The organism is Rhodococcus jostii NBRC 16295, from assembly GCF_001894825.1.
Classification (GTDB): Bacteria; Actinomycetota; Actinomycetes; order Mycobacteriales; family Mycobacteriaceae; genus Rhodococcus_F; species Rhodococcus_F jostii.
In genome coordinates this window covers 15,455-30,397 of the sequence record NZ_BCWY01000097.1, presented here as the reverse complement: position 1 = coordinate 30,397, position 14,943 = coordinate 15,455, and the positions used below count along the sequence as shown (strand labels likewise).

Genomic DNA, 14,943 nt, shown 5'->3' with positions numbered 1-14,943 from the left:
TCCTGCTCAGTGCGCCCGCCTTACCGAACTGTACGAATGGCGGATCCGAGATTGCCTGATCCTCAGGTCTCTCGGAGATACAGGAGATGTAATGCCTAAACCAGAGATGGAATTTCACAGAACCCAGGCAAGATGGGTGCAGCCTGAAGACGCCGCGCCGGGCGTATGGGAACAGCAACTTTCGCACGACCCCGAGACCGGCGACACATCACTGCTGCAACGCTACGATCCCGGAACTAGGACCACGGCAGGAGTCATAACCCACGAATTCTGGGAAGAGGTGCTTCTCCTCGAGGGCGACCTGCGGGACATCACCCTCAACCGCACCTTCACGGCTGGCATGTATGCGTGCCGACCACCAGGGATGCGACACGGCCCATACCTCAGCACCTTGGGCTGCCTGATGTTCGTCAATACTCGCTACCCGACCGGCGCCTAGAACTCTCGCGCGCCCCGACAATCCCCCTGGCCGCGTAGATACTCATCGGTGCCCCGAACCGGTGTTGCAGCGCATACGTTTTCGACGCTGTAAGGGAGTTTTTCCGCCCTGATTCGCGTTCCAGGGACTGTCGGGTGAGCTTGCCTTCTCGCCGAGCTAGCTCGGCGAGAAGGCAAGACAATGACCGAAACACTCGATCCCATGGATCAAGCGAACGAAGGCGGCGCCGGTTCGAATAGGAATTCCCTGGGAAACTCGGCTTCGGTGTCTGCAGTGTCAGCCCTCGGCTGTTCATTCTGTTTCGGCGCTGTCGGCGCCCATTCCTGTAGTTGCTGGACCACCGTTCCGTAGAACGTGTCGGTCGACGAGGTCACGCTGGTGATGAAACTCGCTGCAGTACCCCACCGCCGGCCGCCCATCGGAAATGCTTGCTCGAGCGAGAAGGAGACGATCTCCCCGGCCCGGCCGTCGGCCAGCACCTTCGGAGCCGCCCGCACCGCATCGAGATGCTCGCACGCTTCGTTGCCTCGCTCGGAGAACACCGCTTCGACTTGCACGTCCCCGGGGACGTCCTTGAGCTGCTTGAGCAACCACGACAGCCGACGACCCGACGTTCCTTCGTTCGCGCCTCCACGGTGGTGCGGCAGCGGATCTTGTTGGTCCGCACATCCGCGATCACCACCAAATCCCGGGCCGTCTCGGGGATCCGCAGCACCGCCTCGAACACCCCATCCGTCGCCAATCTTTCCGCTACCGACGCATTCCGAGCAGCCGGGTAGGTGCCGTGACGGCGGGGCAGGATATGTTTGACAGTGACCCAGGAACGAATCCTCGCCTCGGGCTACGGGCTCCACCCACGTGCAGGGACTGACCTACGCCGCGATTGCCACCGTTCCCGCGTTGTACTCGGCATGGACACCGGTCGACTGAACCGGCGGCGACTGGTCCGGCGAATCGGTAGCCGCCTCGCCGGCGCCGTCGGTCGTGTGGGGTGCGGCGAGTCCGATCCAAGGTGTAGGCGTCGCACCTGACATGCCCGGAATCGGCCCTGACCACGGGTGATGCGGTGTCATGTGCAACAGATTCGCTCGTTGTGTGGTCCAGTTCTCATTTTCGGGTTGACTACTGACGGGCGAAATAGCACACTTACAGTCATATTCAGTCAGTCATCCACAGGAACGGTCACAGATGCTACCGGTTGAACGTCACAAGGCGATCGTGAATTCGCTCAATTCCGCCGGTGTGATCAGCACTGAGGGGCTGGTGCAGCTGCTGGGTGTTTCTCAGGAGACGGTCCGGCGTGATCTCGCGTTGCTCGAGGAACGCGGCACACTGCGGCGGGTGCACGGCGGGGCCGCGAGTGTCGTCGCCCGGGGCGGTGAGGAGCCGTCCTTCACCGAGCGCTCACAACTCGAACACGAGGCCAAGGAGGAGCTCGCCCAGGCTGCGGTCAGCTTGATCCAAACCGGTCAAACCATCGTGATCGACATCGGAACGACCGCGGTCGAGGTCGCCCGCGCGATTCCGCACAGCTTCCGCGGAACGGTCGCGACGCCGTCGCTGCTGGTGGCCGCGGAGCTCGCCGATCGTCCGGACATCGACCTACTGGTCTGTGGCGGCCGGGTAAGGAAAGGCGACCTGGCGTGTGCGAATGCTCACGCCAAGGCATTCTTCACCGATCTGTATGCCGATCTGGCGTTTGTCAGTTCCGGTGGGGTCGACGCGGAGATCGGTTTGACCGACTTCCATCTCGACGAGGTCGATGTTCGCAAGACGATCCTCGCCAACAGCGCACACAGCTACGTGCTCGCCGATTCCTCCAAGATCGGCCGGGTGGCTCCGCACCGGGTGTGCACTCTGGACACATTGGATGGCCTGATCACCGATTTCCCTGTGGCACAGGACATTGCCCAGGCATTCAAGGATGCCGGTGGAGTGATCCTGACGGCGTGAGTGAGGCGAAAGCCACTGACACAAATGAAAGCGGGCGACGTTGCAGCGTCGCCCGCCGGATCGAAAACCCAATTCCAGTCAGAAAGACGATCCATGAGTCATCATTCCACACCCCCAGATTCCGCCGGTGTCGGTGAGTTCGGCTACACCGAGTCCCTCGAACGCTCCACCGGCCGTTTCGCCTCGTTCGCTGTCGCCTTCGCGTTCGTCTCCATCGCTACCGGCATCTTCACCACCTACGGCAGCGTGCTCACTACCTCCGGTCCGCTCGGGATCTGGACGTGGCCGATCGTCGTCGTCGGACAGCTGGCGGTCGCATTGATCCTCGGGTCCCTCGCCGCCCGCATCCCCGTGACTGGTTACGCCTATCAATGGGTGTCGCGACTGGCCAACCCGGTGCTTGGATGGATCACCGGGTGGATCTCGTTCACTTTCCTGGCCATCGTCGTCGTCGCGGTCGACTACACCGTCGCCTCCACCGTGCTGCCCGCATTGTTCGAGTTTCACGGCACAGCCACCACCAGTTTCGTCATCACCGGCATCGTGCTGATCCTGCAGGGCCTGTTGGTCGGGCTGTCCACCAAATGGACCGAGCGGGTCAACAACTTCGCGGTCACCGCGGAACTGATCGGGATGGTGGCGCTGGTCGCGTTGCTGCTGATCGTGGGCGTCGTCGCGCACAAGCTCAACATCGGCAACCTGTTCGAGCGCGGGGACATCCCCGCCGAGGGGTACTGGAGCTTCGGTACCGCCACCTCGGCCGGACCGTGGATGATGGGCTTTCTGCTCGGTGCATTCACCATCGTCGGCTTCGAATCCGCGGCCAATCTCGCCGAGGAAACCAAACGCCCCGAGATCGTCGTTCCCCGAGCTATGTGGCAGGCCGTGCTCGCCTCCGGCGGTCTGGGGTTCCTGTTCCTGCTCGCGGTCACCGCGTTGACCGACGACCCAGTCGCGCTCGCGCAGTCCGGCACACCGGTCGCCGACGTCATCCGTTCGGTGCTGGGCTCCTACGTCGGGACCGCGCTGCTGGTACTGGTCGCCGTTGCGATCTTCGCCTGCGGGCTGGTCATCTTGATGACCGGGGTGCGGTTGGTGTGGGCGATGTCGCGAGACGAGCGCTTCCCCGGCTGGCAGTACATGCACAAGGTCTCGCCCCGGTTCAAGACCCCGCTCAATGCAACGGTCCTCGTCACCGTCGTCGCCGCGCTGATCCTCGGAATCTTCTCCACCCGCACCGACGCCCTGTTCAACCTGTTCGCCGCCGCCACGTTGTTGCCGTCGATCATCTACGCCATCACCGTCGCGCTGTACATCGTCAAGCGGCGCTCACTCCCGCCGACCAACGGATTCAAGTTGGGGCGCTGGGAAATCCCCGTCCTCGCCGTGTCCGTCGTGTGGTTGGTATTCGAACTGTCCCTCTTCCGCGACGCCTCGTTCCGCGACCCGTGGCTGTACGTACTGGTCATGGTCGTCCTCGGCGGCGTCTACCTCGGATTCCTCCTGATCACTCGCGGCACCCACGGCCTGCGGATGCCGGAAATGCGGTCGATCGACGCCGAACTCGACGCCACCGCGACCGCGACCGCGACCGCGACCGAAGACAATGGATTGGAGTCGGCGAAATGACCGTCCTCGCCATCGATCAGGGCACCTCGGGCACCAAAGCGGTCGTCCTCGACCCCGAGGAAGGAGTGGTCGGGGTCGCCGAGGTCCCGATCCACCCGCACTACCTGGACGGTGGTGGCGTCGAGCAGGATCCGGGCGAACTGCTCGAGTCGGTCCTGCAGGCCGGACGCACCGCCATCACGGACGCCGGCCGCCCCGTCCACGCCATCTCCCTGGCGAACCAGGGCGAAACCGTGCTTGCCTGGGACCCGCAGTCCGGAAACCCGCTGACACAGGCCATCGTCTGGCAGGATCGGCGCGCCGAAGGCCTGTGCCGTGACCTCGACGCCCACAAGGACGAGATCGCCGCTCGCACCGGGCTGGTGCTCGACTCGTACTTCTCGGCGCCGAAGATGGCCTGGCTGCGCCGCAACGTCGAGACCGCAGGGGTGGTCACCACCTCCGACACCTGGCTGATCCATCAACTCACCGGGGCCTTCGTCACCGACGCCTCGACCGCGAGCCGCTCACTGGTCGTCGACCTCGACGGAGCCGACTGGAGCGGTGAGTTGCTGGCACTGTTCGGTCTCGAGGGCGAACACCTCCCGCAGATCGTCGCCAACGACGCCGTGGTGGGCACGACGTCGGCGTTCGGTGGCGATGTCCCGGTCGGTGGCCTGGTGGTCGATCAGCAGGCCGCCCTGCTCGCCGAGGGATGTCTCGACGCGGGAATGGCCAAGTGCACGTTCGGTACCGGCGCGTTCCTGCTCGCCAACACTGGCACCACCGCGGTGCGCTCCGGTTCCGGGCTGACTTCGTCGGTGGCCTGGCGCACCGCGGACACGACCTCGTACTGCATCGACGGGCAGGTCTACACCGCGGCCTCCGCCGTGCGGTGGCTGTGCTCGCTGGGGATCATCAACAGCGCCCACGACCTGGACTCGGTCGCCGCCGCCGACAGCAACGGGGTGTTGTGTGTGCCCGCACTGGCCGGCTTGGCCGCGCCCTGGTGGCGTTCGGATGCGACCGCGTCGCTGGCGGGGATGTCGCTCTCGACCGGACGCGGGCACGTGGTCCTCGCCGTTCTGCAAGGTATCGCCGCCCAGGTCGGTGAACTGATGTCCGCGATCGAATCCGACATCGGCACTCCGCTGGCACGGTTGCGGGTCGACGGCGGTCTGACGCAGTCGAAGGTCCTGATGCAGGCCACCGCGAACATCCTGCAGCTCCCCGTCGACGTCTATCCCTCCGCACACGCGACCGCGCTCGGCGCCGCCGCCCTGGCCGAGCTGTCCCTGAACCCGAGTCGCGGTGTGCGTGACGTCGTCCCGGCCTGGGATCCCGCCTCATCCTACGAACCGCAATGGGGCCCGGACCGGGCCACCGAATTCCGCACGGCCTGGCGCGAGCTCGCCGCCACCACCTACAACACTCAGGAGTCATTGTGAATACCCCGCCAGTCCACGACGTAGTCGTCATCGGGGCGGGCATCGTCGGATCGGCGATCGCACGCGAACTCGCCGGTTACGGGCTCTCGGTCGCCTTGCTCGACGCCCGCGCAGATGTCGGTGACGGCACCAGTAAGGCCAACACCGCGATCTTGCACACCGGATTCGACGCCAAGCCCGGCACCCTCGAGTCGAAGATGGTCAGCCGCGGCTACGAGCTGCTCTCCGAGTACTCCGGCCGGACCGGCATCCCGGTCGAGCACACCGGCGCCCTGTTGGTGGCGTGGGATCAGGAACAGCTCGACGCGTTGCCCTCGCTGAAGAAGAAGGCAGAGGCCAACGGCTACAACAAGTGCCGGATCATCGACGCCGACGCCGTCTATGCTCAGCTTCCCCACCTCGGGGACGGGGCCCTCGGCGCCTTGACCGTCCCCGACGAGTCCATCATCTGCACCTGGACCACCAACCTCGCGCTGGCCACCGACGCGGTCAACCGCGGCACCGCATTGCTCACCAGTCACGCCGTCGGTGCGATCGAGGTCGGCGACGAGGTGACCACGCTGCACACCGGTGGTGGCCTGGTGCAGGCGAAGTGGGTCGTCAACGCCGCCGGCCTCGGCGCGGACGTCCTCGACGAGCAGTTCGGGTTCAAGCGGTTCACCGTCACCCCCCGCCGCGGCGAGCTGCTCGTCTACGACAAGCTGGCGCGTCCGCTCGTCGACAAGATCGTCCTGCCGGTTCCCACCGCCCGCGGCAAGGGTGTGCTGGTCTCCCCCACCATCTACGGCAACGTGATGCTCGGGCCGACCGCCGAGGACCTCGACGACAAGACCGCAACCGGCACCTCGCAGGCCGGCTTCGACTTCCTCCTCGACAAGGGCCGGAAGTTGATGCCGCAGCTGCTCGACGAGGAGGTCACCGCCACCTACTCGGGGCTGCGCGCGGCGACCGACCATGGCGACTACCTCATCGAAGCGGATCCCGACCAGCGCTACCTGCTCGTCGGCGGCATCCGCTCCACCGGATTGACCTCGGGAATGGCTGTCGCCGAGTACGTTCGGGATCGGCTCGAGGACGCCGGCCTGAAGCTGGTCACCCGAGCCGATCTGCCCGCCCCGCCTCAGATGCCCAACATCGGCGAATCGTTCACCCGCCCGTACCAGGACGAGCAGAAGATCGCCGCCGATCCCGCCTACGGCGAGGTCGTGTGCTTCTGCGAGCGAGTGACCAAGGGGGAGATCCGCGACGCCTTCGCCTCGGTCATCCCCCCGTCCGGGCTCGAGGGACTGCGGCGCCGCACCCGCGTGATGAACGGCCGTTGCCAGGGATTTTTCTGCGGCGCGGAGGTGCAGAGCCTCCTCGACCAGCGCGGATCGACGCCCTGCGGACGTGAACGACACAGCGCCCCCCAGACGGGCACGATGAAGCAGGAGATCGGACGATGAACACCGCTGTGACCACCGACGTCGCCATCGTCGGCGGCGGACCGGCAGGACTGACCGCGGCGGCGGAACTGGCCCGCGATCGGTCCCTGAATGTCCTCGTCCTCGACCGTGAATCGGTCGCCGGCGGCATCCCCCGGCACTGTGATCACCTCGGCTACGGCATCCGTGATATGAAGACCTTCATCACCGGCCCTGCCTACGCGCGCAAGCTCGTGGACAGGGCCACCGCCGCCGGCGCCCAGATCCGCACCAACGCCACTGTCACCGGCTGGGCGGACGACCGCACCCTCGAGGTGACCTCGCCCCAGGGACGCCTGAAGGTCGACGCCCGCGCCGTCATCCTGGCCACCGGGGCCCGCGAACGACCCCGCCCCGCCCGGATGATCCCCGGTGACCGCCCGTCCGGGGTTTACACCACCGGGCAGCTGCAGAATCTGGTCCACATCCACCACCGCACGGTCGGCACACGCGCGGTGGTCGTCGGCGGCGAACTGGTCAGCTGGTCGGCGGTGCTCACCCTCAAGCACGCCGGCTGCAGTACCGCCCTGATGACCACGACATATCCCTCGCCCGAGTCCTACGGGGTGTTCAACCTCGCCGGCAAGTCCCCCATCCTGGGCGTCGACGTCGCCACCCGCACCCGGGTCACCAACATCATCGGGAAACCCGCCCTGCGGGCGGTGGAGATCGAGAACATCGACACCGGGGAACGGCAGATCATCGACTGCGACACCCTGGTGCTAACCGGCGACTGGATCCCCGACCACGAACTCGCCCGCCTCACCGGCCTCGACATGGATGCGACAACCAAAGGCCCCCTTGTCGATACCGCACTGCGTACCAGCCGTGACGGTGTCTTCGCCATCGGTAACCTGCTCCACCCGGTCGACACCGCCGATATCGCCGCCCTCGACGGCCGGCACGTGGCCGAGTCCGTCCGCGACTACCTCGGTGGCCGCCCGCCGGTGCGCGACGGTGTCCGTATCCTGACCGATGCTCCGCTGCGGTGGATCTCCCCCGGTGTGCTTCGGCCCGGCGATAGCGCCCCGGCCCGCAACCGTCTGTTGCTGTGGACCGACACCCTGGTGCGGATCCCGAAGGTCGTGGTGCGGCAGGACGGCAAGGTCATCGCCCGCAAGACCCTCATGTGGCCGGCCTCGCCCGGACGCGTCTTCCGGGTGCCCTCGAGTGTCTTGGACAAGGCCGACCCCCGCGGCGGGCCCGTCACCGTCTCGCTCGGCTGATTCCCTCGAACCCGGGGCAGGCTGGATCGGTCTGCGCGGTCCGGCCTGTCCCGTACCAACGGGACACTTATGCCGCTAACTGCCCTGCACTGCCACCTGATTCGATCGAATCGACCGACCCAGGGTGCACGCAGCCCCGTGGATGTCGCAGTCGCTGCGCGACTGCTGGCGGCGCTGGTCGAGGAAGCGGTCTCCGTCGGGGACCGGGTCCACCTAATACCCGACGACCCAATCGGATGCGGTGACGAAGCGCATCTGCGGACTGCAGTCGATATCCCACCGCCACTGCAGTCGGGTGCCACGCCCTGAACCGTCTTGGCGACTCATCACTCCGCCCGAAGCACAACATCATGCCCTGTCCAGCTACGACTTCACCACCACCCCTCACAGGGTGCACACCGCCCCACTGAAAGGAACACCATGAGGAAGATCTTCCTGGCCTGCCCCTACAGCCACACCGACCCCTCGGTCACCCACGATCGGTTCATCGAGTCGAACAAGGTGGCCGCCACCATCATCGAATCCGGTAATGCCGTCTTCAGTCAGGTCTCGATGTCCCACCCGATCAACCTGACCTTCGAAGGCAAGGACAAATCCGGGATCGGCGGCCTGTGGGCACCTGTCGACGAGGTGTTCATGGACATGCTCGACGAGCTGATCATCCTCGACCTACCCGGTTGGGATCAGAGCTCGGGCATCAAGCGGGAGATCACCTTCTTCGAAACCCGCGGCCGCCGTGTCAGCCTGTGGTCGAACGTGTCCCACGAATTCGATCAGGACACCGTCACCGCCGCCACGCGCTGACCCCGACCCACGGCGATGGGCACGCGCGTGGAATCGTCCATGTACAGGTGAAGTACCCGGTCGCCACGACCGCGCCTCTTCGGCTCATTCGCCGTGATGCTCGTCCCGCCTGCGGATCTCGGCCGTCAGGCGGGACGAGCAGCCCAAACTCCGGCTCAACCCACCGTCTTCGGTAGGGGTGCGATGGCAGTGCGGGTGACCCGCTTCTGACCATTTCCTCGTCCGACACCCCACCGATCGAGGCAGTGCCACCCCCCCCTCCTACGCACCCCCGCCCGCTGCCGACCCCTCAGGACATCCCATGACCATCCCCGATAGGCCACCCCGCCCCACCACGGCTTCGCGCTCCGAGGCCACACATGCCGTGCGTCGCGCCCGAATCGTGTGCACGCTCGGTCCCGCGACCGCGACGAGCCAGCGGATCACCGAGCTCGTCGAGGCGGGGATGGACGTGGCTTCAGCCACGGTCTGCACGCCGATCACGCCGCCAACTACCGCCACGTGCGCGCCGCCGCCGCGACGACCGGCAGGACGGTCGGCGTGCTCGCCGACCTGCAAGGACCCAAGATCCGGCTCGGCCGATTCACCGACGGATCGACCGTATGGTCGACCGGCGAACAAGTCCGCATCACCACCGACGCCATCGAGGGCGCCCACGATCGTGTGTCCACGACCTACAAGGAGCTCTCTCACGATGCCCGGCCTGGTGATCGGCTACTGATCGACGACGGCAAGCTGGCGCTGACCGTCGCCGAGATCGACGGCCCCGACGTCGTCTGCACGGTCACCGAGGGCGGACCGGTCTCGAACAACAAGGGGCTCTCGCTGCCCGGAATGAACGTATCCGTCCCGGCGTTGTCGGACAAAGACATCGAGGACCTCGAGTTCGCGTTGACGCTCGGCGTCGATGTGATTGCCCTGTCTTTCGTGCGCTCGCCCGACGACCTCGCACTGGTGCACGAGGTGATGGATCGCGTCGGCCGCCGAGTTCCGGTGATCGCCAAGATCGAGAAACCTGAAGCCGTCGACAATCTGGAGTCCATCATTCTCGCGTTCGACGCCATCATGGTCGCCCGCGGCGACCTGGGGGTCGAACTACCCCTCGAGCAGGTACCGCTCGTGCAAAAACGCGCTGTCCAGATCGCCCGCGAGAACGCGCGACCCGTGATCGTCGCAACCCAGATGCTCGACTCGATGATCGAGAATTCTCGTCCCACCCGCGCCGAAGCATCTGACGTGGCCAACGCGGTCCTCGACGGTGCCGACGCAGTGATGCTCTCCGGGGAGACCTCGGTAGGCAAGTATCCGATCGAGACGGTACACACGATGGCGCGGATCATCGAAGCCGTCGAATCCGAATCCACATTCGTTCCGCCGCTACTGCACTCCCCACGAACGAAGGGGGGTGTCATCTCGTTCGCCGCCCGCGACATCGGCGAACGCCTCAATGCCAAAGCGTTGGTCGCGTTCACCACGTCCGGTGACACCGTGCGACGGCTGGCCCGGCTGCACACTCCACTCCCGCTGCTCGCCTTCGCCCCGACGGAGTCGGTGTGCAATCAGCTGACCATGAGCTGGGGCACCGAAGCCCACCAGGTCGGGGATGTCAGCACCACCGACGAAATGATCCGGCAGGTCGATCAACACTTGCTGACCCTGGACCGGTATGCGCCCGGAGACCTGATCATCATCGTCGCCGGATCGCCGATCAACTCCATCGGTTCCACCAACTTCGTACTCGCACATCGACTCGGGGAAGACGACTACTCCACCAACCACTAACCGTGACGAGGGGGCGTCGCTGTCATGCCGCGATCGAGCCCCCGTCGAAGTCCACGGCTCGCGGACGCATCCTGAACCGACATTCACGCGTGCGCAGCCTTGCCCAGCGCGCCGTCCGCCGTTCCTGATGTGGTGGGGCGGTGGACGGCGCGCTCTCTGCCGCATTGTGTGGCCGCGGGCGTGCGCAGCACCGCGGCACACCGAGGGTGTGCCGGGCCGATGAGGGAGCGTGATGCCTTACGTCCGCGGGACAGCTGTGTGCACAATCGGGGAGTGGTGGTTCGTTCGACCGCTACTGTGCTCCCGACCCGAGCACCGCGGTGACTTCGGGTACCGGCTTCAGGTGCTCGTCCAGCAGCTGCTGCAGTCGCTCGTTGTCGAATGTATCGAGCGCGTCGACGATGCCGCGATGTTGGGAGTCGATCAGCGGGGCCCGGCCCGGGCTGCTCTGCAGCGCACGCAGGCCGACCCGTTGCTGTCGCGAGCGCAGAGTGTCGTACAGCTCGGTCAGCACCGCATTTCCCTGTGCCTGCACCATGGCTCGATGAAAGCGCCAGTTCAGCTCTACGGCTTGGAGCCAGTCCTGGCGTTGTTCCGCCTCTTCCATCTCCTCGAGCAGGACATGCATCTCGGCAGGGGCGCCTTTCCGGTCGGCGCACAACGCGTGGCCCGCGTGGCCTTCGATCAGCCGCCTCGTCGAGTTCACCTCCTCGAGTTCTCGGGCGGTCACCACATGGACCTGGGCTCCCTTCCGGGGCAACTGATCGATGAACCGCTCGGAGCTGAGGCGGTGGAACGCCTCGCGCACCGGGGTCCTCGATGTGCCTACCGACTCGGCCACCCAGACTTCGTCGAGGAACGTTCCTTCGGCGATCCGACCGGTGATGATGCCGTCGCGGAGCCAGTCGTAGACCCGCCCCGCCGCCGACTTTCGGCTTGGCTGCGCCTGAACGCTGTTCGATGCCTGGATAACCACGACTTCGCCTCCTCCGCATACCGCTTCTACCCCGACACACTACTGGACACTCGAAGTACTCTTCGTGTATACATGGCGGACACACATTATTGTGACTCCCGCCACTGAATGTTTCGATTCGGTTACCGCCGCGCTCCTCCACGGTGCGCGCCCCCGTCTCCAGGAGTTTCCTCATGACACCACCCCACGCTGACCCCCGGTTTGCCGTTTGGCTGTCCGATCCCAACTTCGCTGCCGCGGAGATCGCTCGCGGTATCGGCTACGGCGCCACGGTCCTCGACATCGAGCACGGCGCGTTCGGCCTCGCCGACCTGGAACGGTTCATCCCCTTCCTCAAGGCGCTCGGGATGGACGTGCTCGCCAAGGTCCTCACACCCGACCGCGGGCCGATTCAGCAGGCCCTCGATTTCGGTGCCGACGCCGTCGTCATTCCACACGTGGAAAGCGCCGCACATGCGCGCGAGATCACCGCATTCGCGAAATTTCCCCCTCTGGGCGATCGCAGCCTCGCCGGTGGCCGGACCATCGCATACGGGCCGTACACCGACGACTGGGTCGCGGCCGAAGATATCCGGGTGCGGTGCTACCCGATGATCGAGGACGCCGGCGCACTCGCCGACATCGACGCCATCCTGGAACTCGCCACCGTAGACGGGGTATTCGTCGGCCCCGGCGATCTGTCCATCCGTCGCGACCGCGGAACCTACACCCGCGAAGCAGGCGATTTCGCCGACCTCCAGAAGATCGCCGACGCCGCCCACGCCGCAGGCAAACACTGGCTGATGCCCGCCTGGACAGAGGAGGAAAAGAGGTTCGCGTTGGAAAACAACGCCCACCAACTGGCTCTGACAATGCAACACGGGGCACTGCGCGCCGGGTTCGAGCAGCCCTTCGCCGAGACCGCGGCGCTGCTGGGCGGATTGTCCTCATGAGCACCGGCAGCATCGCCGCCACTCCGGAGCGAACGAAGACCCGCTTCGGACGTGTCCGCTGGCAGATCGCGGGAATCCTCGGGTTCGGGCAATTCGTCAACTACATCGATCGCGTCAACCTGTCGGTCGCCACCCCCGAGATCATGAAGTCGTTCGACATCTCGGCCGCACAGATGGGCGTCGTGTCGTCCGCATTCCTGTGGACCTACGCCATGCTGCAATTACCGATCGGCACGATCATCGACAAGATCGGTGTGCGCTGGGTCAATCGTGTCGGTGTGTTCCTGTGGGCGGTGGCGTCCTTCGCGTCGGCCGCCGCCGGCGGCCTCGGGTTGCTCATCATCGCGCGGCTGCTTCTAGGCATCGGCGAAGCCCCCGCCGTACCGGCGGCCTGGAAAGCGATCGGACAGTGGTTCCCGAAACACGAGCGTGGCACCGCCACCTCCGTCTTCGATGGTTCTTCGAAGATGGCGAACGTCCTCGGCGTCCCGATCATGGCGTTCCTCGTCTCCACCTACAGCTGGCACGCCGCCTTCATCTTTACCGGCGTGACGAGCCTGCTGTTCCTCGCCATCTGGTGGTTCCTGTACGACTCACCCAAGACCGCGCTCGCCAAGGGGCGGCTCAGTGAGACCGAGTACGAGATGATCCGCGCCGGCGGCGCCGAGGACGAAGACGCCGTCACCACCAGCTCGCTCCACGGAGTCGGTTACCTCCTGCGCCGCCGCAAGACCTGGGGCCTGGCCCTGGGATTCGCCTCCTACACCTATGCCTACTACGTACTGCTCACGTGGCTCCCGGGCTTCCTGGAGAAGCAGTTTGGGGTCAACCTCCTCAAGGGCGGGCTGTACACGATGATCATCTGGCTGGTGGCCGTGATCGCGCAGTTCCTGATCGCCGGGCTGTTGATGGACCGCTGGGTCGCCCGCACCGGTCACGTCACCCGTGTGCGGCGGATCGTGCTGGTCACCAGCCTCCTCGCCTCCCTCGCCGTCACCGGCGCCGGCTACGTCGACTCCATCGCGATGGCCGTCGTGTTCCTCTCGATCGGTGCGGCAGGCCTGGCCGTCTCTGTTCCCGCCGGATCGAGCATCGTCTCGCTCATCGCCCCCGAGGGCTATACCGGCACCATGGGCGGAATCGTCAACTTCGTGGCCAACATGATCGGCATCTCCGCACCCATCATCACGGGCATCATCGTCGACACCACAGGATCGTTTGCAGGGGCATTCATCTTCACCGGCGTTGTCCTCGCCGCGGGAATTCTCAGTTACACAATTGTTCTCGGAAAAATGGAACGCATCGCCCCGCCCCCGACACGCCAACCCAGCCCATCCGCCTGATACCCAGCCTTCAGGAGAATTCTCGTGCCCATCATCTCCGTCGCCCAGTTCGCCCCCACCGACGACAAGGCACGCAATGCCGCCATCATCGCCGACTATGTTCAGCGCGCCAGCACCGCGGGCGCCCGACTCATCGCCTTCCCCGAGTTCTCCATGTTCACGGTCTCGGCCATGGACGATCGATTCGTCCGCTCCGCAGAATCCCTCTCCGGTCCCTTCGTTCAGCGAGTCGGCCGCCTCGCAGCCGAACACCAGATCACGATTGTCGTAGGACTCAACGAAACCAGCTCCGACGGCCGAATTCACAACACCCTGGTCGCCGTGAACGTGGACGGACAGGTCACGGCGACCTACCGCAAGATTCATCTCTACGACGCCTTCGGATTCACCGAATCGTCGCGGGTCCGTCCCGGCGAGATCGACAAACCGGAAACCTTCGAGGTCGACGGACTCCGGTTCGGCCTACAGACCTGTTACGACCTCCGGTTCCCCGAGGTCACCCGTCGCCTCGTGGACGCCGGCGCGGACGCGCTCGTCCTTCCAGCCGCTTGGGTACCCGGTCCGCTCAAGGAAGACCACTGGAATACCTTGATCCGTGCCCGGGCAATCGAGAACACCATCTACGTTGCGGCCGCAGACCAAACCGCGCCCGGCGGTGTCGCCAACAGCTTCATCGTCGACCCGATGGGTATTCCGCTCGCGTCTGCAGGGGAGGCGGAGGGGCTTACGCTCGCCAGCATCTCCGCTGATCGGATAGCTCGAGTGCGGGCACAGAACCCCGCGCTCGAGCTCAGGCGATTCACCGTCATCCCGAAGTAGTGACCTGGTGATGGGTGGACCGCATTCGGGCCAGGTTCACCCATCACTGTCACTGCACAGAACCTCCGAAAGTCAGACCGTCACTTTTCACCACGGCTGAGGCCGCTGGCACGGATTGCGCGTGCACGGATCCCCGCCACGTCCCCATGA

Annotated in this window: 11 protein-coding genes and 2 pseudogenes; 11 read left to right on the top strand and 2 right to left on the bottom strand. The window is 65.5% G+C overall.

Annotation, left to right across the window (positions count from 1 at the left end):
- A partial coding sequence (locus RJ1_RS37665) for a cupin domain-containing protein (protein WP_218026517.1) occupies positions 1-439 on the top strand: 439 nt, incomplete at its 5' end.
- 206 nt (positions 440-645) lie between these two features.
- On the opposite strand, the pseudogene RJ1_RS37660 reads toward RJ1_RS37665, so the two are convergent.
- Positions 646-1,256, bottom strand: a pseudogene (locus tag RJ1_RS37660) (TerD family protein); the annotation flags it as partial.
- A 371-nt stretch (positions 1,257-1,627) separates the two neighbouring features.
- On the opposite strand from RJ1_RS37660, the gene RJ1_RS37655 reads away from it, so the two are divergent.
- The 7 genes and pseudogenes from RJ1_RS37655 to pyk all read left to right on the top strand — a co-directional run bounded on the left by RJ1_RS37655 (position 1,628) and on the right by pyk (position 10,723).
- On the top strand, positions 1,628-2,392 hold the full coding sequence (locus tag RJ1_RS37655) for a DeoR/GlpR family DNA-binding transcription regulator (RefSeq protein ID WP_073368403.1): 765 nt from the start codon (positions 1,628-1,630) through the stop codon (positions 2,390-2,392).
- Positions 2,393-2,485: 93 nt separating this feature from the next.
- A complete protein-coding gene (locus RJ1_RS37650) occupies positions 2,486-4,021 on the top strand; it encodes an amino acid permease (RefSeq protein WP_073368401.1) in 1,536 nt (511 codons plus the stop codon).
- On the top strand, positions 4,018-5,448 hold the full coding sequence (locus RJ1_RS37645) for an FGGY family carbohydrate kinase (RefSeq protein ID WP_073368398.1): 1,431 nt from the start codon (positions 4,018-4,020) through the stop codon (positions 5,446-5,448). The genes RJ1_RS37650 and RJ1_RS37645 overlap by 4 nt, the downstream gene beginning before the upstream one ends.
- Complete coding sequence (locus RJ1_RS37640; protein ID WP_073368396.1) at positions 5,445-6,893, top strand: NAD(P)/FAD-dependent oxidoreductase; 1,449 nt, start codon at positions 5,445-5,447, stop codon at positions 6,891-6,893. Before RJ1_RS37645 ends, RJ1_RS37640 begins: the two co-directional genes overlap by 4 nt.
- Positions 6,890-8,137, top strand: a complete 1,248-nt coding sequence (locus RJ1_RS37635) for an NAD(P)/FAD-dependent oxidoreductase (RefSeq protein ID WP_073368393.1) — start codon at positions 6,890-6,892, stop codon at positions 8,135-8,137. The genes RJ1_RS37640 and RJ1_RS37635 overlap by 4 nt, the downstream gene beginning before the upstream one ends.
- Positions 8,138-8,557: 420 nt before the next feature.
- On the top strand, positions 8,558-8,941 hold the full coding sequence (locus RJ1_RS37630; RefSeq protein ID WP_073368390.1) for a DUF1937 family protein: 384 nt from the start codon (positions 8,558-8,560) through the stop codon (positions 8,939-8,941).
- Positions 8,942-9,242: 301 nt separating this feature from the next.
- A pseudogene (pyk, locus tag RJ1_RS37625) lies at positions 9,243-10,723 on the top strand (pyruvate kinase).
- A 292-nt stretch (positions 10,724-11,015) separates the two neighbouring features.
- Here the strand turns inward: pyk and RJ1_RS37620 are convergent.
- Positions 11,016-11,699 (bottom strand): GntR family transcriptional regulator, encoded by a 684-nt coding sequence (locus tag RJ1_RS37620; protein WP_073368387.1) that lies wholly within the window; start codon positions 11,697-11,699, stop codon positions 11,016-11,018.
- A gap of 173 nt (positions 11,700-11,872) precedes the next feature.
- On the opposite strand from RJ1_RS37620, the gene RJ1_RS37615 reads away from it, so the two are divergent.
- From RJ1_RS37615 to RJ1_RS37605, 3 genes are read left to right on the top strand one after another with little or no spacing between them, the layout of a single operon-like run.
- Positions 11,873-12,631, top strand: a complete 759-nt coding sequence (locus tag RJ1_RS37615) for an HpcH/HpaI aldolase family protein (RefSeq protein WP_073368384.1) — start codon at positions 11,873-11,875, stop codon at positions 12,629-12,631.
- A complete protein-coding gene (locus RJ1_RS37610) occupies positions 12,628-13,974 on the top strand; it encodes an MFS transporter (RefSeq protein WP_073368382.1) in 1,347 nt (448 codons plus the stop codon). Before RJ1_RS37615 ends, RJ1_RS37610 begins: the two co-directional genes overlap by 4 nt.
- A gap of 24 nt (positions 13,975-13,998) precedes the next feature.
- Entirely contained in the window at positions 13,999-14,793 is a 795-nt protein-coding gene (locus RJ1_RS37605) for a carbon-nitrogen hydrolase family protein (RefSeq protein ID WP_073368379.1), read from the top strand.
- Positions 14,794-14,943 lie beyond the last annotated feature (150 nt).

Coding starts and splice junctions, on each gene's coding strand:
- RJ1_RS37655 (WP_073368403.1), top strand. CDS start 1,628: ATGCTACCGGTTGAACGTCACAAGGCGATCGTGAATTCGCTCAATTCC.
- RJ1_RS37650 (WP_073368401.1), top strand. CDS start 2,486: ATGAGTCATCATTCCACACCCCCAGATTCCGCCGGTGTCGGTGAGTTC.
- RJ1_RS37645 (WP_073368398.1), top strand. CDS start 4,018: ATGACCGTCCTCGCCATCGATCAGGGCACCTCGGGCACCAAAGCGGTC.
- RJ1_RS37635 (WP_073368393.1), top strand. CDS start 6,890: ATGAACACCGCTGTGACCACCGACGTCGCCATCGTCGGCGGCGGACCG.
- RJ1_RS37630 (WP_073368390.1), top strand. CDS start 8,558: ATGAGGAAGATCTTCCTGGCCTGCCCCTACAGCCACACCGACCCCTCG.
- RJ1_RS37615 (WP_073368384.1), top strand. CDS start 11,873: ATGACACCACCCCACGCTGACCCCCGGTTTGCCGTTTGGCTGTCCGAT.
- RJ1_RS37610 (WP_073368382.1), top strand. CDS start 12,628: ATGAGCACCGGCAGCATCGCCGCCACTCCGGAGCGAACGAAGACCCGC.